This is a genomic window from Mesorhizobium sp. M0998, assembly GCF_040318885.1.
Lineage (GTDB): Bacteria > Pseudomonadota > Alphaproteobacteria > Rhizobiales > Rhizobiaceae > Mesorhizobium.
In genome coordinates this window covers 236,807-257,018 of record NZ_JAMYND010000002.1, presented here as the reverse complement: position 1 = coordinate 257,018, position 20,212 = coordinate 236,807, and the positions used below count along the sequence as shown (strand labels likewise).

17 protein-coding genes and 1 pseudogene are annotated in these 20,212 nt (G+C 64.1%); 13 read left to right on the top strand and 5 right to left on the bottom strand.

Annotated features, from left to right (window positions below; all coding sequences use genetic code 11):
- Position 1 precedes the first annotated feature (1 nt).
- The gene (locus NKH59_RS03150) at positions 2-253 is read right to left on the bottom strand and encodes a hypothetical protein (RefSeq protein WP_353020835.1); all 252 of its coding nucleotides are present in this window, start codon (positions 251-253) and stop codon (positions 2-4) included.
- 336 nt (positions 254-589) lie between these two features.
- Here NKH59_RS03150 and hisS point away from each other — a divergent pair, with 336 nt between their 5' ends.
- The 6 genes from hisS (at position 590) to NKH59_RS03120 (ending at position 8,116) form a co-directional block, all read left to right on the top strand.
- Positions 590-2,149 carry a histidine--tRNA ligase gene (gene hisS, locus NKH59_RS03145; RefSeq protein ID WP_353020833.1) on the top strand — a complete coding sequence of 520 codons (1,560 nt, stop codon included), beginning with the start codon at positions 590-592 and terminating at the stop codon, positions 2,147-2,149.
- Between the two features lie 171 nt (positions 2,150-2,320).
- Positions 2,321-3,439 (top strand): ATP phosphoribosyltransferase regulatory subunit, encoded by a 1,119-nt coding sequence (locus tag NKH59_RS03140; protein ID WP_353020831.1) that lies wholly within the window; start codon positions 2,321-2,323, stop codon positions 3,437-3,439.
- The gene (hisG, locus tag NKH59_RS03135; RefSeq protein ID WP_353020829.1) at positions 3,436-4,137 is read left to right on the top strand and encodes an ATP phosphoribosyltransferase; all 702 of its coding nucleotides are present in this window, start codon (positions 3,436-3,438) and stop codon (positions 4,135-4,137) included. Before NKH59_RS03140 ends, hisG begins: the two co-directional genes overlap by 4 nt.
- Positions 4,138-4,546: 409 nt before the next feature.
- Positions 4,547-6,313: an AMP-binding protein gene (locus NKH59_RS03130; RefSeq protein WP_353020826.1), complete on the top strand. Its 1,767-nt coding sequence runs from the start codon at positions 4,547-4,549 to the stop codon at positions 6,311-6,313.
- 67 nt (positions 6,314-6,380) lie between these two features.
- Entirely contained in the window at positions 6,381-6,602 is a 222-nt protein-coding gene (locus tag NKH59_RS03125; protein WP_352450969.1) for a cysteine rich repeat-containing protein, read from the top strand.
- Between the two features lie 410 nt (positions 6,603-7,012).
- Complete coding sequence (locus NKH59_RS03120) at positions 7,013-8,116, top strand: calcium:cation antiporter (RefSeq protein WP_353020824.1); 1,104 nt, start codon at positions 7,013-7,015, stop codon at positions 8,114-8,116.
- Positions 8,117-8,926: 810 nt separating this feature from the next.
- Here the strand turns inward: NKH59_RS03120 and NKH59_RS03115 are convergent.
- A pseudogene (locus NKH59_RS03115) lies at positions 8,927-9,567 on the bottom strand (peroxiredoxin-like family protein).
- A gap of 418 nt (positions 9,568-9,985) precedes the next feature.
- Between NKH59_RS03115 and NKH59_RS03110 the strand changes: the two are divergent.
- Positions 9,986-10,588: a cupin gene (locus tag NKH59_RS03110; RefSeq protein WP_353020822.1), complete on the top strand. Its 603-nt coding sequence runs from the start codon at positions 9,986-9,988 to the stop codon at positions 10,586-10,588.
- 55 nt (positions 10,589-10,643) lie between these two features.
- Here the strand turns inward: NKH59_RS03110 and NKH59_RS03105 are convergent, their stop codons facing one another.
- Positions 10,644-11,552: a hydrogen peroxide-inducible genes activator gene (locus tag NKH59_RS03105; protein ID WP_352680873.1), complete on the bottom strand. Its 909-nt coding sequence runs from the start codon at positions 11,550-11,552 to the stop codon at positions 10,644-10,646.
- Positions 11,553-11,699: 147 nt separating this feature from the next.
- On the opposite strand from NKH59_RS03105, the gene katG reads away from it, so the two are divergent.
- Positions 11,700-13,898: a catalase/peroxidase HPI gene (gene katG, locus NKH59_RS03100; protein WP_353020819.1), complete on the top strand. Its 2,199-nt coding sequence runs from the start codon at positions 11,700-11,702 to the stop codon at positions 13,896-13,898.
- A gap of 77 nt (positions 13,899-13,975) precedes the next feature.
- On the opposite strand, the gene NKH59_RS03095 is transcribed toward katG, so the two are convergent.
- Positions 13,976-14,653, bottom strand: a complete 678-nt coding sequence (locus tag NKH59_RS03095; RefSeq protein ID WP_352541796.1) for an MIP/aquaporin family protein — start codon at positions 14,651-14,653, stop codon at positions 13,976-13,978.
- 344 nt (positions 14,654-14,997) lie between these two features.
- Between NKH59_RS03095 and NKH59_RS03090 the strand changes: the two genes are divergently transcribed.
- From NKH59_RS03090 to NKH59_RS03080, 3 genes are all read left to right on the top strand, one after another.
- Complete coding sequence (locus NKH59_RS03090; protein WP_353020816.1) at positions 14,998-16,287, top strand: RsmB/NOP family class I SAM-dependent RNA methyltransferase; 1,290 nt, start codon at positions 14,998-15,000, stop codon at positions 16,285-16,287.
- Positions 16,288-16,412: 125 nt separating this feature from the next.
- The gene (locus NKH59_RS03085; RefSeq protein WP_023677140.1) at positions 16,413-16,871 is read left to right on the top strand and encodes a PaaI family thioesterase; all 459 of its coding nucleotides are present in this window, start codon (positions 16,413-16,415) and stop codon (positions 16,869-16,871) included.
- Between the two features lie 27 nt (positions 16,872-16,898).
- Positions 16,899-17,573 carry a 5'-methylthioadenosine/S-adenosylhomocysteine nucleosidase gene (locus NKH59_RS03080; protein WP_352614849.1) on the top strand — a complete coding sequence of 225 codons (675 nt, stop codon included), beginning with the start codon at positions 16,899-16,901 and terminating at the stop codon, positions 17,571-17,573.
- Here NKH59_RS03080 and NKH59_RS03075 read toward each other — a convergent pair.
- Complete coding sequence (locus NKH59_RS03075; RefSeq protein WP_353020814.1) at positions 17,545-17,871, bottom strand: hypothetical protein; 327 nt, start codon at positions 17,869-17,871, stop codon at positions 17,545-17,547. The two genes, NKH59_RS03080 and NKH59_RS03075, sit on opposite strands and share 29 nt — an antisense overlap.
- 71 nt (positions 17,872-17,942) lie before the next feature.
- Here NKH59_RS03075 and NKH59_RS03070 point away from each other — a divergent pair, with 71 nt between their 5' ends.
- Together NKH59_RS03070 and guaA are read left to right on the top strand one after the other, a co-directional pair.
- Positions 17,943-18,476, top strand: coding sequence for a MarR family winged helix-turn-helix transcriptional regulator (locus NKH59_RS03070; protein WP_353020813.1), 534 nt, complete (start codon positions 17,943-17,945; stop codon positions 18,474-18,476).
- A gap of 55 nt (positions 18,477-18,531) precedes the next feature.
- A complete protein-coding gene (gene guaA, locus NKH59_RS03065; protein WP_352473470.1) occupies positions 18,532-20,094 on the top strand; it encodes a glutamine-hydrolyzing GMP synthase in 1,563 nt (520 codons plus the stop codon).
- Positions 20,095-20,212 lie beyond the last annotated feature (118 nt).

Sequence of the window (20,212 nt, the reverse complement as noted above, 5' to 3'; positions counted from 1 at the left end):
CTCAGGCGCCGCCGCCGCCGGCGAGGAAAAACCCGGCAAGGATGGCCGCCAGCGCGGCGAACACCGGATAGATCACCAGCAGTCCGGTCATCAGCACGTCGCGCATGGTCGGTCCGCTGCGCTGTTGCGCCGCGACCTCGAACGGTCCGGCGATTTGCTTCGTATTCGGGGCATAACCATCGGCCGGCCGCAGCCGGACCGAGGCGTCGCGTGCGCCGCTATCGATGATGTCGAACTTCTGTAGCGTGGCCATGGCCCCGAACCCCTTGTTTCGGCGCGCTTATCGGCCCGGATTGTGTCGGCACGATGCCGCGCGCATGGCGCAATTGTTTCAGCTTCTTTTTCGCCTTTCCTTCTCCCCTTGTGGGAGAAGGTGGATCGGCGCGCAGCGCCGAGCCGGATGAGGGGTGTTGGAAGAAACGAGACGTCGGCGTTCCTTGGAACACCCCTCATCCGACCGAGCTTCGCTCGGCCACCTTCTCCCACAAGGGGAGAAGGAGAGCCGCAAACCCTTGCCTTCTCCGGGCTGCATCGGTAGGACACGCCGACCCGAAATAAGTCACCGATTACTTAGCAAAGTACCCATCCCATGGCCGACAAATCCGAAAAGATGAAAGCGCGGCTGCCGCGCGGCTTTGTCGACCGCGGCGCCGACGATCTGCGCACCGTCGAGAAGATGATGGCGACGATCCGCTCGGTCTTTGAACTCTACGGTTTCGAGCCGGTCGACCAGCCGCTGATCGAATACACCGATGCGCTCGGCAAATTCCTGCCCGACCAGGACCGGCCGAACGAGGGCGTGTTCTCGTTCCAGGACGAGGACGATCAATGGCTGTCGCTGCGCTACGACCTGACCGCGCCGATGGCGCGCTTTGTCGCCGAGAATTTCGAGCGCCTGCCGAAACCCTATCGCAGCTATCGTTCCGGCTGGGTGTTCCGCAACGAGAAGCCCGGTCCCGGCCGCTTCCGCCAGTTCATGCAGTTCGACGCCGACACGGTAGGCACGCCGGGCGTGGCGGCCGATGCCGAGATGGCGATGATGATGGCCGACGTGATGGAGGCGCTCGGCATCAAGCGCGGCGACTACGTCGTCCGCGTCAACAACCGCAAGGTGCTCGACGGCGTGCTCGAGGCGATCGGCCTCGGCGGCGACGAGAACGCTGGCCGCCGGCTGCAGGTGCTGCGGGCGATCGACAAACTGGACAAGCTGGGCGTCGAGGGGGTTCGTCTGCTTTTGGGCGCCGGGCGCAAGGACGAGAGCGGTGATTTTACCAAGGGTGCCGGGCTGGGTAACGCGCAAATCGATGTTGTGATCAGCTATTTCACGGTCATGGCGCAGCATGATCCCGAACAAGTTGTTCAGACACTGGGATCTATCACCCCAGGGCTCAGTAATCTTGTCGAGGAAAGAAAACTCGAACATCTCGGCATCACGAACGCCTCGTTTGTCGAGGGTCTTGCAGAGTTGGAGCAGATAAGAACCATGGTCGCGCAAAGCGGCTACGGTGAGGATCGCATTCGCATCGATCCCTCCGTTGTGCGTGGCCTCGAATATTACACCGGCCCGGTCTACGAGGCCGAGCTGCTGGCCGAAATCCCCAACGAGGACGGCCAGATCGTGCGCTTCGGCTCGGTTGGCGGCGGCGGACGCTATGACGGCCTCGTCTCGCGCTTTCGTGGCGAGCCGGTGCCGGCGACCGGTTTTTCGATCGGCGTCTCGCGGCTGATGACGGCGCTGAAGAACCTCGGCAAGCTCGATACTTCCGATGTCATCGCGCCGGTCGTCGTGCTGACCATGGACAAGGACACGGAAAGCCTCGGCCGCTACCAGAAGATGGTGGCCGAGCTGCGCGCCGCCGGCATCCGCTCGGAAATGTATCTCGGCGGCGCCGGCATGAAGGCGCAGTTGAAATATGCCGACCGCCGCGGCAGCCCGGTCGCCGTCATCCAGGGCGGCGACGAGCGCGCCAAGGGCGAGGTGCAGATCAAGGACCTGATCGAAGGCGCGAAAATGTCGGCCGAGATCGCCGACAACGCCGAATGGCGCGCCGCACGACCGGCGCAGGTGACCGTGTCGCAAGGCGATCTGGTCGCCGAGGTGAAGAAGATACTGGCGGCGCAGGCCGAGGAGCGGGCGCGTGGCAAGTAGGGCGCCGCTTCCTTCTCCCCTTGTGGGAGAAGGTGGCCGAGCGAAGCTCGGTCGGATGAGGGGTGTTCCAGGGAACGCCGACGCCTCATTTCTTCCGGCACCCCTCATCCGTCTTGGCGCTTCGCGCCAATCCACCTTCTCCCACAGGGGGAGAAGGGAAGGGCGCCTGCCATGACCTCGCGCCCCGCCATCGCATCCGACATCACCAGCCTCTTCGCCGCGCGAAATACGCACGCGGTCGAGGTCGCTGTGCTGCAGCCGGCCGATCCGTTCCTCGACATGGCCGGCGAGGATTTGCGGCGCCGCATCTTTCTCACCGAGAGCGAGACCGGGCAGACGCTTTGTTTGCGGCCGGAATTCACCATTCCGGTCTGCCTCGACCACATTGCCAGCCAGGCCGGCACGCCGCGCCGCTATTCCTATCTCGGCGAGGTGTTTCGCCAGCGCCGCGAGGGCGGCAACGAGTTTTTCCAGGCCGGCATCGAGGATCTCGGCGACCGCGACACGGCCGCGGCCGACGCCCGCTCGCTGGCCGATGCGCATGCGCTGCTGTCGCTGGTGCTGCCCGGCCGGGAGCTGGCGGTGACGCTCGGCGACCAGACCATCTTCGAGGCGGTGCTGGCAGCACTTGGCCTGCCGCGCGGCTGGCGCATGCGGCTGGCCCGTGCCTTCGGCTCGGCGCCGATGCTGGAGGCAGCACTTGCCGACCTGGCCAATCCACCGCGCAACAGCCAGCTTGCCGGCCCGGTCGCCGCCCTTGTCCTTGATGGCGATCTCGACGGTCTTTCGGCGCATGTCGCCGGCGGCATGGAAGAGGCTGGCCTGTCGGCAACGGCCGGGCGTTCGCCGTCCGAGATTGCGCGGCGCCTGATCGAGAAGGCCGAACTGCGCAGCGTGCGGCTGTCGAACGAGGCGTTTGCGGCACTAAAGAGTTTCCTGGCGATCGACGTGCCGCTCGACAGCGCCGCCGGGGCGCTCGAAAGCTTTGCGATCGATGCCGGGCTTTCACTGGGGGCTGCGCTGGAGAATTTCGCAGCCCGCGCCGCGGCCATAGAAAGCCTCGGCCTGCCGATGTCTGAAATCAGCTACGACGCCGCCTTCGGCCGGCCGCTCGATTACTACACCGGCCTGGTCTTCGAGATCGCGGCCCAGGATGGCGACCGGCCGCTCGCCGGTGGCGGCCGCTACGACCGGCTGCTGACGCTGCTCGGCGCCAAAACGCCGATCCCCGGCGTCGGTTTTTCCGTCTGGCTCGACCGCATCGAGGCGCTGCGGGAGACGGCGCCATGATCACGCTGGCGATCCCGTCGAAAGGCCGGCTCAAGGAGCAGGCGCTGGAGGTGCTGGCCAAGGCCGGGCTTGCCGTCAGCCTGCCCGGCGACGAGCGCAAATATCGCGCCCGCATCGACGGCCTTGACGGCGTCGAGATAGCATTCCTGTCTGCCTCGGAGATATCAGGCGAAATCGGCCAGGGGTCGGTCGATCTCGGCATCACCGGCGAGGACCTTTTGCGCGAAAACCTCGCCGATTGCGAGGCGCGCGCCGAAATCATCGCCCGCCTCGGTTTCGGCAATGCCGATGTCGTCGTCGCCGTGCCCGACATCTGGCTCGATGTCGACACCATGGCCGACCTCGACGACGTCGCCGCCGATTTCCGCCAGCGCCACGGCCGCCGGCTCAGGATCGCCACCAAATACTGGCGCCTGACCCAGCAGTTCTTTTCGCAAAAGCATGGCATCCAGGTCTACCGCATCGTCGAAAGCCTTGGCGCCACCGAAGGCGCGCCGGCGGCCGGATTGGCCGATATCGTCGTCGACATCACCACGTCAGGCGCGACGCTGCGCGCCAACCATCTCAAGGTGCTGGCCGACGGCGTCATCCTGCGCTCGCAGGCCTGTCTCGTGGCGTCGAGGAAGGCGCGTTCGGCGGCCGACGAGGCGACTTTGCGCGATATTGCGGCAAGGATGGCATCGGTGAACGCAGGCTGACGACCAGCCAATCTCCCCCCTTGAGGGGGAGATGTCGCCGAAGGCGACAGAGGGGGTCGGTACGTCTTGACGCGATTCTCCTAACGGACAGAACAGGCAGGTGCTCCACGCGAGACGACCCCCTCTGGCCTGCCGGCCATCTCCCCCTCAAGGAGGGAGATTGGCAGCTTGGCCGCTGGCACCGACCTGACGCGATTTTCTTGACTTACAGCAATTTTGTTCTTGCTTTGTGCCGGCAGCTATGCTACTAATTTCGCTATGGTGCCAATTGGCCCCGAAGACCCGCCCGCCGAGGCGGGTTTTTTATTTTCGGCCCTTACAGGCGAGTTCCCACCCAGCCCCACCATCGACGGGATTTCCACCACCCCGCCGGGCTGATAGGCTCGGCTGGTCTGCGGAGGACACGGCGATGCCGATCAATCTCGACGAGTTGAAGAATGCCACCAGCCTGCGCGGCAAGCGCGATGGCGGTTCGTTCATTGCGCCGGTCGACGGCACGGCGCATGTCTCGGGCGAGCGCAGTGTGCCGCTGCTCAACCTGACGATCCCGGCGCTGTTTGCCGACACGGTCAGCAAATACGGCACGCTCGATGCCGCCGTCTTCGTCGAGCAGGACAAGCGCTTTACCTGGGACGAACTGTCGGAGACGGTCGATGCGCTCGCCGCCGGTTTCCTGGCGCTCGGCCTCGAGAAAGGCGACCGCGTCGGCATCTGGTCGCCGAACCGCTGGGAATGGCTGGTGACGCAATTCGCCACCGCCCGCATCGGCCTGGTCCTGGTCAACATCAACCCGGCCTACCGGCTGGTCGAGCTGGAATATGCCTTGAACAAGGTCGCTTGCCGAGCGCTGGTCACCGCCGCCACATTCAAGAGCTCCGACTATCTCGGCATGATCGAGACGCTGGCGCCGGAGATCGCCAAGGCCACCCCCGGCAAGCTCGACGCCAACAAACTGCCGGCGCTGAAGACCGTCATCCGCATGGACGAGGAGAATTCTGCGGGCATGTTCAATTTCGCCGACGTGCTGGCGATGGCCGGCCGCGACGAGCATGACAAGCTGGACCGGATTTCAGCGAGGCTGAAACCGGACGACGCCATCAACATCCAGTTCACCAGCGGCACGACAGGTGCGCCCAAGGGCGCGACGCTGACCCACAACAACATCGTCAACAACGGCAATTTCGTCACCTCGGCGATCCGGCTCACCGTCGACGACCTGCTGTGCATCCCGGTGCCGCTCTATCATTGCTTCGGCATGTCGATGGGCACGATGGGCTGCGTCACCAAGGGCGCGACCATGGTTTTCCCCAGCGAGGGGTTCGATGCGGGCGCCACCCTGAAGGCGGTGGCAACGGAACGCTGCACCGCGCTCTATGGCGTGCCGACCATGTTCGTCGGCCTGCTCGATCATCCGGATTTCGCCTCCTTCGATCTCACCAGCCTGCGCACCGGCATCATGGCCGGCTCGCCATGCCCGATCGAGGTGATGAAGAAGGTGGTGTCGCTGATGCATATGGCTGAGGTGACCATCGCCTACGGCATGACCGAGACCAGCCCGGTGTCGTTCCAGAGCAGCGTCGACGATCCCCTGGAAAAGCGCGTCTCGACCGTCGGCCGCGTCCATCCGCATGTCGAGGTCAAGGCCATCGACGCCGAAGGCGCCACCGTCGCGGTCGGCGCGCCGGGCGAGCTGTGCACGCGCGGTTATTCCGTGATGAAGGGCTATTGGGACGACGAGCAGAAGACCCGCGAGGCCATCGACGCCGACGGCTGGATGCACACCGGCGACCTCGCCACCATCGACGCCGAGGGCTATTGCAACATCGTCGGCCGGGTCAAGGACATGGTCATCCGCGGCGGCGAGAACGTCTATCCACGCGAGGTCGAGGAGTTCCTCTATCGCCACCCCAAGGTCAAGGAGGTGCAGGTGTTCGGCATTCCCGACCCGAAATACGGCGAGGAGCTGTGCGCCTGGATCGTGCTGAAGCCCGGCCAGATCACCACCGAGCAGGAGATCAAGGCCTTCTGCGCCGGCCAGATCGCCCATTTCAAGATCCCGCGCTACATCCGCTTCCGCACCGAATTGCCGATGACGGTGACCGGCAAGCCGCAGAAATTCCTGATGCGCCAGGCGATGATCGATGAACTGGGACTGGTGACGCAGAAGACGGCGTGAAAAGGCTTCCGTTTGTGCCTACGCGTGACGGAGGCGTTGTTTGGGCAACATATTTGAGGGGTGTTCCATGCGGATTGGGTTAGGCGTGCTTTTCCTGGCAACTCAGCTGGCAGCCACCGCGGTGCTGGCGCAGACGGCGGCCGAGCGTGAGGCCTGCCAAGCAGATTACCAGAGATTGTGCAAGGGCGTGTTGCCGGGCGGTGGCCGCGTCGTAAAATGCCTGGCCGGTCACATGAGCGAGCTGACGCCCGAATGCAAGAAGGTCGTCAAGGCCAACACGCCCGGCTAGCGCGCGAGCTTCCTGCGGGTGACATGATGTTTCGAGGTGTGCGGGGGCAAGAGGCAGCGCAATCGCGGCGGATTCTTGCGAAGAGGACCCCCACCCCTAACCCCTCCCCACAAGGGGGAGGGGGACTTTCGGTGGCGCCGACCTCGGCAAATTGCCTGCCTTTCGGCGCCAAAGGGAAAGCAAGGGCGCGCGGCAGCGTTCCCTCCCCCTTGTGGGGAGGGTTAGGGTGGGGGTCCTCTTCGCAAGAATGCGTACGCGATTGCGCTGCCCTTGTGGGGAGGGGCTAGGGCTGGGGTACGCTGCGATGGCGTCATGACCTGTCATATGCGATTTCTCTGGATGGTCGCGGTGCGCAACAGTGGTTGCAAATCGCCCTTCCACGGGATTTGCGGGAAGGCAAGAAGGTGACAATGAGTGGTCTCGCAAGATCGGCGATTTCCTACGGCATGCCGTTGGCCGCTCTGGCGATGGCTGTCGCGGTCAGGGGTAGCGGCCTGTCGGTGGACGAAGGGTCGCTGGGCACCAGGATGTTTATCGGCGCGCTGTCGAGCGCGATCATGTTCACCACCATTTTCGTGGTGCTCGACCACGCCGAGGCGGTGGCCCGGCGGGTGGGCGAGCCGTACGGCACGTTGGTGCTGACCATCGCCGTGACGGCAATCGAAGTGTCGATCATCGTTTCCATCATGCTGCACGGCGCGAACAACCCGACGCTTGCACGCGAATCCGTGTTCTCGACGGTGATGATCACCTCCACCGGCGTCGTCGGCATGTGCCTGACGTTTGGCGGCTGGCGACATCGCAAGCAGGCAATCGTCCGCCAAGGGACCAGCGCCTATCTGGCGGTGCTGGTCGCGCTGAGCGTCATGACGCTCATTCTGCCGACCTACACGCGAACCACCGATCCCGGCACGTTCTCGGCGGCGCAACTTGGCTTCGTCAGCGTCCTTTCGGTGCTGCTTTATGCCGGTTTTCTGTTCGCGCAGACTGTCCGCCACCGCGACGATTTCATCGACGGGCAGGCACATGGCGCCACGGTGCGAGCCGACGCTCACGAAGGCGTCGCCGCGGGCGCTGTTCTCCTGCTGATCGGGCTGATCGGTATCGTCATGCTGGCCGAACAGGTCGCGGCAAGCGTCGAGGACGCGCTCGTCGCCTATCAGGTGCCGCAGGCCGACGCCATTGTCGGCGCAATGATCGCCGGGTTGGTTCTGATGCCGGAGGCGATCTCGGCGGTTCGCGCCGCGCTCAACAACGAGCTGCAGCGCGGCCTGAACGTCGCCATGGGCTCGGCCTGCGCGACGATCGGCCTGACAATACCCGGCATAGCCGCCGCCAGCCTGCTGACCGGAAGAGGCCTGACGCTGGGGCTGCCGGCGACTGACATGGTGCTTTTGGTTCTGGCGCTCTTCATCTGCAATGTGAGTTTTAGCACCGAAAGAACGACGTTCTTGACTGGGTTGGTGCATCTGGTGGTGTTTTTTACTTGGGTGTTTTTGATATTTGTGCCGTGAGGGATTGGGGCGAGGTGGCAAACCACTATCGACCGGCTCTCGAACGAGCAGTCATCCGTTTCCGTATCGAGTTGCGAAGTAGGCAAGCCGCAGAAGTTCCCGAGGAGGCGATGGTCGAGAGTTGGTGACGGCAAAGACGGCTTGAGGGCGGGCGCTCCGATTTGTGTCCTTTGCGCCGTGGGCGGACGCTTAGCGTCAAGGCCGCCTTCTGACTGTCAGCTTTCAGCGCTGCGTTGGAACAACAGACGCTGCTGGCCGTCGTGCCAAGCAGCTGCTACACGAGAACCTCGACCACGGCGTGCAAATTCTACCGCGTCGCAGTCCGGCGCCAACTCGCGCCATCCGTCTCGTCTTTAGGAGGAGCGCCATTCCTTCATAGCAGTTGGACCGATATCGGCGAGACGCTCGATCACGTGGTGCTGTCTGAAGGGAAACCGTTCTATCTCATACCGTGCGCTTACCCCAGTAAGTTCGGGAAGCGCGGGATAACCATTATCCACCAGCGCATGCTTGATCCAAACCATACGTTCCCAACCTCTTACCGGCATCAAGATGAAGGCTTGAGGTGGCTCGGTTAACGCCCACTCCCCGCTGGCACGAAATTCCGCTAGGGCGCAAACTCACCTAGTGCCTCAACATCAGGGATGTCCTCTTTCGGGATAAGGACGTTATCGGTGAAATGACTGAAATGCGGCGCGAAGCGGTCATCCACGTATCTTCAGGTTTTGACCCAGGACGGCCTTTCCCCGGTGGTGAGCGGGAAGGGCGCGGTCGTCGAGCGAGTTGTCAGCCGCCTATTTCCGCAGCCCATCAATGTGCAACTTGGGAAGCCGCTGACATCAATTCCTCCGGATTCGGCGCCTTGAAGGTATTGAGGCCATCCTCCAGAACTTCAGTGAAGTTCCAGCGTAGATGCCCGCCCGGTCGATTAGGAACTGACCGACAAGCTGCCCCTGGCCGGAAGCCATCGCCTGCTGATCGGCTCCCGTAATCTCATATCCTTCCTTCTTGTTGAGAAACTCGTACATTGCCATGACGTCCATAGGCTCGGGCAACTCGCCCGGGAGATCGATACGGATCGCCATGACCGTGTCCATCCCGACCTCGCGCAAGCCGAAAGCACGGTGCGAGGCCCGCTCCGGGTCGGACGCGGCGAGAAGATCGGGTGCCGGGTGGTAACGGAAATAGAGCCGTGCCCGCTCTACCGGTGTATTGACGACCGCCAGGCATTCGACGCCTTTCTCACGCAGGGCCGGCTTAAGTTGCGCCATCGCCGCGACATGGCGCCGGCAGAACGGACAGTGCAGGCCTCGGAACAAACCGATCAACAACGGGCTACGGCCTCGAAAATCATCGAGCGCGATCTTGCCTTCGCGGGAGATCGCATCGAGAATAATATTCGGCGCCCGGTCGCCCGGCTGCAGCGGGCGTTCGACATTACTCGTGGACATGGGCAACCTCCTCGCCCCGGATAAGCACACCCAGCCATCCGGAGTTGAGTCCATGCTGGGCGACGCCGGGGCAAAAATTGCTTTCGACCTTTGCCATATTGCCGAGGTCGAGATTACGCGCGTTGCAAGTGCATTATAACACGAAAAAGGCCTCTGCGGGTCGCCCGTTTCGCGAGCTGTCGCGAGCGCTGTGGCAAAACAGTGTAATCGTCTCATCCGTGCCATGGGACGACACAGCTGCGGGACCGATTGGATCTTCACATGCTTGCGGTGTTCAAGTCTTGAAACTTGGGCGGCTTCGATGTGCCCGGACGTCAAATGCCGACCGCACAGATCGCAGATCTCTGCCCTCAGCGGAACCGACCCGCCATGCAGCCGGTTAATCGGCATGAAGCCACCACCAATCCAAGGCCGTATCATGAGCATTCTGCAAACCACGAAGAAAGCCGTCGAGCAGGTCACCGGCGTCGCCAGGCCGGGCCGGCGAGAGGTCGCCGACCTCCTGAGGTCGCGCAAACCGAATGAATTTCGCTTCAGCGATGATGGCCTGGTGCCCAACCATCCATGCTGGCCGCTTGTCGTCTATCGCGGCGCTGTGAAGCTGCCCGAGGAATTCGATCCGGCGGCCGTCATGGAGGCGCTTTTCGAGGCAAATGGCTGGGGCGATAGCTGGCGCAACGGCATCTACGACTACGTCCACTACCATTCGCGGATACACGAGGTGCTGGGCGTTGCGCGCGGCACGGCCAAGGTCCGCTTTGGCGGCAGCAAGGGGCGAACGCTGCCGCTGAAGGCCGGCGACGTCGCGGTGCTTCCGGCCGGCACCGGGCACCAGCGTCTTTCCGCATCCGACGATTTTCTGGTTGTCGGCGCCTATCCTCCATCCGGCACCTATGACCTGTGTACGACCGCCGCCGACCATGCCAAGGCGGTCGTCACGATCCCCAGGGTCGGCCGTCCGCGCAAGGACCCTGTCTATGGAAGCAACGGCCCGTTGCTCGCAGCCTGGGAAAAGGATTGAAGCCGTTTTCTTGCAGGTTGGCTTCGGGGCTAAAACCGGATCCTTGACCCGCCGCTCAAGCCGCCAGCACCGCCGCGTCCAGCCCGCGAATGATCTTCGCCAGTTCGACGCATTCGTCGTGGCGCACCTTGTTGCGCCGCCAGGCGAGGCAGATCGTGCGTTGCGGCATCGGTTCCTGGAACGGCACGATCTTCAAATCGGGGATAGTGCTGGCCGGCCCTGCCGCCATTTCCGGGATGAGCGTGACGCCGAGCCCGTGCGCCACCATCTGTAAGAGCGTCGTCAGGCTGGTCGCGCCATAGCTTGCCATCGCCACCGGCCGCACGTTGCCGCAGACGGCGAGCGCCTGTTCGCGCAGGCAATGGCCTTCCTCCAGCAGCATCAGCCGCTCCAGCGCCGGGCTCTCCGGTGGCACCGGCGGCGAGGCGAAGGCGGGATCGCCGGCCGGCACGGCCAGGAAGAACCGGTCGGAGAAAAGTTCCTCGGTAACCAGGCCCGGGTAATCGAGAGGCAGCGCCGCGACGAAGGCGTCGAGCTTACCCGAACTGGTGTCCTCGACCAGCGAGGCGGTCACCGCTTCGCGCAGTTCCAGCTGCAAGGCCGGGAAATGCCGTTTCAGCTCCGGCAGCACATGCGGCAAGAGATAGGGCGCCACCGTCGGGATGATGCCGAGCCGGAAGCGGCCTTCCAGCGCCGGGCGGCCGCGCCGGGCCGTCGCCTCGACGTCGCGGACGTCGGCAAGAATACGCTCGATGCGCGGCAGCAGGGCCACGGCCTCGTCGGTCATCCGCACCACCTTGCCGCCGCGCTCGAACAGACGGCAATTCAGCCGCAGCTCCATCTCGGCGATCTGCGAAGACAGCGCCGGCTGGCTGACGCCGGCGAGTTTTGCGGCACGGCCGAAATGCAGCGTCTGCGCCAGCGCCTCGAAATAATGCATCTGCCGGACGGTCAAACCGATCATAAGGAAAACCTATCAGAATAAACAGCAAAGGCAATTTGTCTTTATCGGCTGGGCGGGCTAGTCTGGAACCATTCCAGGATGGCGCGGCCGCCGGCCCTGCCCGGAAAATCAACAAAATCCCGAAAAATCAACAAATCGGAGGCAAAGATGGACGCGAAAACCGACGACAACAGCGCCGGCAAATGCCCGGTCCCACATGGATCGGCCAGGAGGAGCAACCGTGACTGGTGGCCGAACCAGCTTGACCTTGGTGTCCTCCATCAGCAGTCCAGCCTGTCGGACCCGATGGACGAGGACTTCGACTACGCCAAGGAATTCAAGAGCCTCGATCTCGATGCGGTGATCAGGGATCTGCACCAGGTGATGACCGATTCGCAGGATTGGTGGCCGGCCGATTTCGGCCATTACGGCCCGCTCTTCATCCGCATGGCCTGGCACAGCGCCGGTACCTATCGCATCGGCGACGGCCGTGGCGGCGCCGGCGCCGGCCAGCAGCGTTTCGCGCCGCTCAACAGCTGGCCAGACAACGCCAATCTCGACAAGGCGCGCCGGCTGCTGTGGCCGGTCAAGCAGAAATACGGCAGGAAGATCTCCTGGGCCGACCTGTTGATCCTCACCGGCAACGTCGCGCTGGAATCGATGGGCTTCAAGACCTTCGGCTTCGCCGGCGGTCGCGCCGATGTCTGGGAGCCGGAGCAGGACGTCGACTGGGGATCGGAAACCAAGTGGCTCGCCGACGAGCGCTATTCCGGCGACCGCGAACTTCAGGGCCATCTCGGCGCCGTGCAGATGGGGCTGATCTACGTCAACCCGGAAGGCCCGAACGGCACGCCCGATCCATTGGCCGCGGCGCGCGACATCCGCGAGACCTTCGCTCGCATGGCCATGAACGATGAGGAAACCGTGGCGCTCATCGCCGGCGGCCATACCTTCGGCAAGACCCATGGCGCCGGCGATGCATCGCTCGTCGGCCCGGAGCCGGAAGGCGCCGGCATCGAGGCGCAGGGCCTCGGCTGGTCGAGCAGGCATGCCACCGGCATTGCCGGCGACGCCATCACCTCGGGCCTCGAGGTGACCTGGACCACGACGCCGACCAAATGGAGCAACAACTTCTTCGACAATCTGTTCGGCTTCGAATGGGAGCTGACCAAGAGCCCGGCCGGCGCCCATCAGTGGACGCCGAAGGGTGGCGCCGGTGGAGGCACCGTGCCGGACGCGCACGATCCCTCGAAGCGCCGCGCGCCGGCGATGCTGACCACCGACCTCGCGCTACGCGTCGACCCGGCCTACGAGAAGATTTCGCGGCGCTTCCATCAGAATCCTGATCAGTTCGCCGATGCCTTCGCCCGCGCCTGGTTCAAGCTGACGCATCGCGACATGGGTCCGGCCGTCCGCTATCTCGGCCCGCTCGTGCCGAAGGAAGAGCTGATCTGGCAGGACCCGATACCGGCAATCGACCACGAGCTGGTCAGCGAGCAGGACATCGCCTCGCTGAAGGCGAAGATCCTGGCCTCCGGCCTCTCCGTTTCAGAACTGGTTTCGACCGCCTGGGCCTCGGCCTCGACTTTCCGCGGCTCCGACAAGCGCGGCGGCGCCAACGGCGCACGCATCCGCCTGGCGCCGCAGAAGGATTGGGAGGTCAACCAGCCGGCGCAACTGGCCAAGGTGCTCGAGACACTCGAAGGCATCCAGAAGGGCTTCAATAACTCGCAGTCCGGCGGCAAGAAGGTCTCGCTTGCCGACCTGATCGTGCTTGGCGGCGTCGCCGCGATCGAGAAGGCGGCGAAAGACGGCGGCCATGACGTGGGGGTGCCGTTCACGCCAGGCCGCATGGACGCCTCGCAGGACCAGACGGATGTCCAGTCCTTCGCCGCGCTCGAGCCGAAAGTCGATGGCTTCCGCAATTATGTCAGGGGCAAGCCGCCGCTGTCGGTCGAAGCGATGCTGGTCGACCGGGCGCAGCTGCTGACCTTGACGGCGCCGGAGATGACGGTGCTCGTCGGCGGGTTGCGGGTGCTCGGCGCCAACACCGGTCAGTCGAAGCACGGGGTGTTCACCGACAGGCCGGGCACGTTGACCAACGATTTCTTCGTCAACCTGCTCTCCATGAACACGATCTGGGATCCGGCCGCCGGTTCCGATGAAGTCTACGAAGCGCGCGACCGCAAGACCAGGGCAGTCAAGTGGACCGGCACCCGCGCCGACCTGATCTTCGGCTCGCACGCGCAACTGCGGGCGCTGGCCGAGGTCTACGGCTCGGCCGACGCCGGGCGGAAGTTCGTCAGGGATTTCGTCGCCGCCTGGACCAAGGTGATGAACGCCGACCGTTTCGACCTCGCGGCCTGATCCGGGCATACGAATTCTCGACGCAACAAAAAGGCGCGGGCCTTGACCCGCGCCTTTTCGATGAAGCCTTCGAAAAATCAGTCCTTCTCGAAGATACCGGCCTTGGCGACCACACCGGCGATGGCGCCGCCGATCAGCGGCGCGACGATGAACAGCCAGAGCTGGCTGATCGCCGCAGTTCCCGAAAACAGCGCCGGTCCGATCGAACGGGCCGGGTTGAGCGATGTGCCGGTCACCGGAATGATGGCGAAGTGCAGTCCGGCCAGCGTCAGGCCGATGACCAGACCGGCGAAGGCCGTCGTGTGCTTGGCGTTGGTGACGCCGAGGATCACCGTGACGAAGGTGAAGGTGCCGATCAGCTCCCACAGGAAGGCCGAGCTGACGCCCCATTTCGTCACGTCCCAGCCATTGGCGCCGAAGCCGCCGGTGTGGCCGCCGACCTGTCCGGAGACGATGATCCACAGCGCCAGCGACGCGATGATGGCGCCGATGACCTGCGCGATCCAGTAGGGAATGACATCCCTGGCCGGCATCCGCCCGGCGAGGAACACACCGAGCGTCACCGCCGGATTGAGGTGCGCGCCCGAAATCGGGCCGATCGCGTAAGCGGCCGCTATCAGGCCGATGCCGAACGCCAGACCGATACCTTCCTGGCCGAGCGGTAGCGCGCCGCCGAAGCCGCCCGTCACCACCGAAGCCGTGCCGATGAACACCAATAGAAACGTGCCTAGAACTTCCGCCAGATAAGTTTTCATTGCCCTCTCCTCGTATCGACCCGCGGCTCCGCTTTTTCTGCGACGCGAATCACCGCGCAAAGAGTATTCGCAACCGGAAAACTTGCAAAGCAGAGCAGTTTCGCAAGCCGCTATGCTTGTGAGCGCCGGACACGCACATTAGAAACGTGTAATATATTGATCGAATTGTTCGTTACGCATGCCGGCGCCCGCCTGGTGGCCGCGGCTCGCGATGCACCAACCCACATTCGTCACCCGTCGGCATGGATCGTCTCGCCGTCGGCGAAACAGAACTGTTTCAATCGGGGCACGAAAAGCTCTAAGAGCAGGGCCGGAATTAATTTACTGAGTAATGGAAGACGACAATGAGACTGGGCGGGCGGCTGGCGGCAGCCATTGAAGTGCTTGACGACATTGGCCGGCGCCACCGGCCGGTGGCCGATGCGCTGAAGGACTGGGGCCTGTCGCACCGCTTCGCCGGCGGCGGCGACCGCGCCGCGATCGGCAACATCGTCTACGACGCGCTGCGCCGCAAGCGCTCGGCCGGCTGGCTGCTCGGCGAAGACACGCCGCGCGCCATCGGCTTCGGCGCGCTGCTGCTCGAATGGGGCCAGACGGCGCAGTCGCTGAACGAGGCGCTCGAAGGCGACAAGTTCGCGCCGCCGCTGCTTACCGCCGACGAATTGAAAACGCTCGGCGGTCGCCGGCTCGCCGATGCGCGGCCGGCCGTCAGGGCAGACATCCCCGACTGGTGCATGCCGCTGTTCGAACGGGCGTTCGGCACGGCCTGGGTGGAAGAGGGTGCCGCGCTGGCGACGCGCCCGCCGCTCGACCTCAGGGTCAACACGCTAAAGGCCGATCGCGGCAAGGTGCTGGCGGAACTGGCGGAGACGGGCGCCAAGCCTGCCCGGATCGCGCCGCACGGCATCCGCATCCCGCCGATCGAGGGCGATGGCAGGCACCCGAACGTGCAGGCCGAACCGGCCTTCCAGAAAGGCTGGTTCGAGGTTCAGGACGAGGGTTCGCAGATTGCGGCCGAACTGGCCGGCGCCGAGCCTGGAATGCAGGTGCTCGACTTCTGCGCCGGCGCCGGCGGCAAGACGCTGGTGCTGTCCGCGGCGATGGACAATCGCGGCCAGATATTCGCCCACGATGCCGAGAAGGCACGGCTGGCGCCGATCTTCGATCGCATCCGCCGTTCGGAAAACCGCAATGTGCAGGTCGTCACAAGGCCGGCCGAGCTGGCGCCGCTCGGCAAGCACATGGATATCGTCCTGATCGATGCGCCCTGCACCGGCAGCGGCACCTGGCGGCGCCGGCCGGATGCTAAATGGCGGCTGACGCAAAGACAGCTCGACGCCCGCAAGGGCGAGCAGGAGACGATCCTCGATGCCGCCAGGGACTTCGTCAAACCCGGCGGCCTGCTGGTCTACATCACCTGTTCGGTGTTCGACGAGGAGAATGGCGACCAGGTTTCGGCCTTCCGGGGCCGCCATCCCGGTTTTGTCCCGCTCGATCACCGCCAGCTTTGGGACAGCCGTTTTGCGAGCCACGAAGCGGCAATGCGCATTGGCGCTGCGGGCGGCATTTCGCTGTCGCCATTGCTGAGCGGCACCGACGGCTTTTACTTCTGCGCGCTGCGGCGGGCCGGCTGAATCGTTGCCATCGATACAGGGCTAAGCCGAATGCTGCAGTGCAGCATTTGCGATTGCCTGCCGCCCACCCCTCTGCGATAAATGCCTTTGCAATAAGATTTGCCGAGAAACGAAGGGCGACGGCCATGGCAGCAAAGATCGTTCCTGCTCCCGATTATGAGGACCGCGTCAGGACGTCCTTCGCGCGCCAGAACGCGATGATGACGATTGGCGCCGAGCTGACGCTGGTGACGCCCGGCATCATCGAGATCGAAATGCCCTATTCTGCGGCGCTGACGCAGCAGCACGGCTTTCTCCATGCCGGCGTCATTTCGACGGCTCTCGACTCGGCCTGCGGCTATGCGGCATTCTCGCTGATGCCGGAAAATTCCGGCGTGCTGACCATCGAGTTCAAGGTCAATCTGCTGGCGCCCGGCAGGGGCGAGCGCTTCCTGTTCCGCGGCTCGGTGACCAAGCCCGGCCGCACCATCATCGTCGCCGACGGACAAGCCTATGCGTTCGCCGTCGACGGCGAGGCCAAGCTGATCGCCACGATGACCGGAACGATGATGACAGTGCTCGGCCGCGACGGCATCGAGGGCTGAGGAGCGGGCAGGGGAGGATGGACGATCATGGCCGGCAAGACACCTGGTGAGCTCACCCCGATCTCCGGCAAGTCCGTTCTCTTCGTCATGGCGGCCGAGGCCGAATACGGTCCACACCTGCAGCGGCTGTTCACGCCGCTGCTGACCGGCGTCGGGCCGGTCGAGGCCGGCGTCGGACTCAGCGCCGAACTATCCCGGCTGCATGCCGGGATGGCGCTGCCCGATCTCGTCGTGTCGCTCGGGTCGGCGGGCAGCCGGACGCTGGAGCAGACGGAAATCTACCAGGCCGTTTCGGTTGGCTACCGCGACATGGACGCCTCGCCCCTGGGGTTCGAGAAGGGCGCCACCCCGTTCCTCGACCTGCCTGTCAGCGTGCCGCTGCCGTTCAGGATACCAGGCGTCAGACAGGCGACGCTGTCGACCGGGGCGGCAATCGTCACCGGCGCCGCCTACGACGCGATCGCCGCCGACATGGTCGATATGGAGACCTTCGCCTGCCTGCGCGCCTGCCAGCTGTTCGACGTTCCGCTTATCGGCCTGCGCGGCATTTCTGACGGCGCGGCCGATCTGAGACACGTTGGCGACTGGACCGAATATCTGCACGTCATCGACGAGAAGCTGGCCGCGGCGGTGCAACTGCTGGAACAGGCGATCGCCTCAGGCGCGATCGACTTCAAGCTTGTTGGGGCGGCAGGTTCTTAGCGTTGCCGAACAGCACGCCGATCATCCTGAAGCGAACGGCGTTGTCGCGATTGATGTAAGTGACTGACCCGGGCTCGTGATCGAGGGTCCAGCGTCCGGTCGCGCCGGTGTCCCAGTCGGCGACATAACCGTCATCGAGCATCCGCCAGCGCCCGCGTCGCGCCTCGCCATCGTCGAGCAGCATGTGCGCGGCACCCCCGCTTTCAAAATAGACGTAAGCCTCCTTGCCGTTTCGTTCCAACACATGGGTCATGCCCGGAATGAGCATTGCAAGGGCTTCCTTCTGAAGTGCTGCCATGATTTCCTCCTGAATTGAAGTCGCCGATTGCCTTGACCGGCATCGCCACTTAGAGTGAACTAGTAGTCAAGATGCTTGACTATGTATCGGGCGAGAAGAATTTGGTCAAGGGCCTTGACGAAAAACCTGAAGCGCTGCCGGATCACATAGGTTGGCGGCTGTGGCAGGCGAGCCGCGCCTGGCAGACCGAGTTCGCCGCTGCGATGCGCGCTGCCGGCCATCACTGGTTCACCGAAGCGCGTGCCGGCCTGCTTGGACATATCCCGCGCGGCGGCATGCGCCAGTCGGCGCTGATCGAGCGCTCGGCGATCTCAAAGCAGGCGATTCAGCAATTGCTCGATGGCCTGGAGACGGAAGGTGTGTTGCACCGTCTGCCCGATCCGCAAGACGGTCGCGGCAAGCTTGTGCGCTACACCCGCAAGGGCCTGAACGCCCTGCGCGATGGCGACCGCATCAAGCTGCAGATCGAACGGAGCTATGTTGCCCGCCTTGGTCACGAGCGTTTCGCGGCGCTGATGGGCGCCTTGCGGTCACTCGATACAACGCAAACTGATGCATTGGACAAAGCCTCTGGCGTTCAGGACAACACACCGGAATCGAAGTGAAAGCGCGACCTCACAACCCATTGCGCCGACTCGTTTCTTTCTCTAAACGCTCGCCATGAAAACAGCCAATCATCCCGACACCGTCCTGATTGTCGATTTCGGCAGCCAGTTCACCCAGCTGATTGCCCGCCGCATCCGCGAGGCCGGCGTCTTTTCCGAGATCGTGCCCTTCCAGTCGGCCGAGGCGGCGTTCAAGCGCATCGATCCGAAGGCGGTGATCCTGTCCGGAGGCCCGGCCTCGACCGGCGACATCGGCAGCCCGCGCGCGCCGCAGATCGTCTTCGATGCCGGCGTGCCGGTGCTCGGCATCTGCTATGGCCAGATGGCGATGTGCGTGCAGATGGGCGGCGTCGCCGAAAGCTCCGATCATCGCGAATTCGGCCGCGCCTTCGTCGAGATCGCCAAGGACAGCCCGTTGTTCGAGGGCCTGTGGGCGCCCGGCCAGCGCCACCAGGTGTGGATGAGCCATGGCGATCGCGTCATCTCCCTGCCCAAGGGGTTCGAGGTGCTCGGAAAATCGGAGGGCTCGCCCTTCGCCATCTTCGGCAATGTCGAGCGCAAAATGTACGGCCTCATGTTCCACCCCGAAGTGGTGCATACGCCGGACGGCGCCAGGCTGCTCCGCAACTTCGTCCACAACATCGCCGGCATCGAAGGCGATTGGACGATGCGCGCCTACCGCGAGCACGCGGTCGAGACGATCCGCAAACAGGTCGGCAAGGGCAAGGTGATCTGCGCGCTGTCGGGCGGCGTCGATTCCTCGGTCGCGGCCTTGCTGATCCACGAGGCGGTCGGCGACCAGCTCACCTGCATCCTTGTCGACCACGGTCTGATGCGCAAGGACGAGGCATCAGGCGTGGTGGAGATGTTTCGCCAGCATTACAATCTGCCGCTGATCCTGGTCGACGCTTCGGACCGTTTCATCGGCGCGCTCGAGGGCGAGTCGGACCCCGAGAAGAAGCGCAAGACCATCGGGCGGCTGTTCATCGAAGTGTTCGAGGAGGAGGCCGAGAAGCTCGGCGGCGCCGATTTCCTGGCACAAGGCACCCTCTATCCCGACGTCATCGAAAGCGTCTCTTTCAGCGGCGGCCCGTCGGTGACCATCAAGTCGCATCACAATGTCGGCGGCTTGCCCGAACGCATGAACATGCAGCTGGTCGAGCCGCTGCGCGAATTGTTCAAGGACGAGGTGAGGGCGCTCGGCAAGGAGCTCGGCCTGCCCGACAGCTTCATTGGCCGGCATCCGTTCCCCGGTCCCGGTCTCGCCATCCGCTGTCCGGGCGGCATCACCCGCGAAAAGCTGGAGATCCTGCGCGAGGCCGACGCCATCTATCTCGACGAGATCCGCAAGGCCGGACTCTACGACGCCATCTGGCAGGCCTTCGCCGTGCTGCTGCCGGTGCAGACCGTCGGCGTGATGGGCGACGGCCGCACCTACGAGTTCGTCTGCGCGCTGCGCGCCGTCACCTCGGTCGACGGCATGACGGCAGACTTCTACCATTACGACATGGCATTCCTGGGAGCAGCCGCCACCCGCATCATCAACGAGGTACGCGGCATCAACCGCGTCGTCTACGACGTGACGAGCAAACCGCCAGGCACCATCGAGTGGGAGTGACGAGGAGTAGTGCGGAGTAGAAGAGGATAGAGCAGCACGTTTAAGGCGATGTTGGCTCGGCGATAATAGTCAATAGTCCCAGCCCCCGGCCACCCGGCGACGGCATAGACGAAGCATC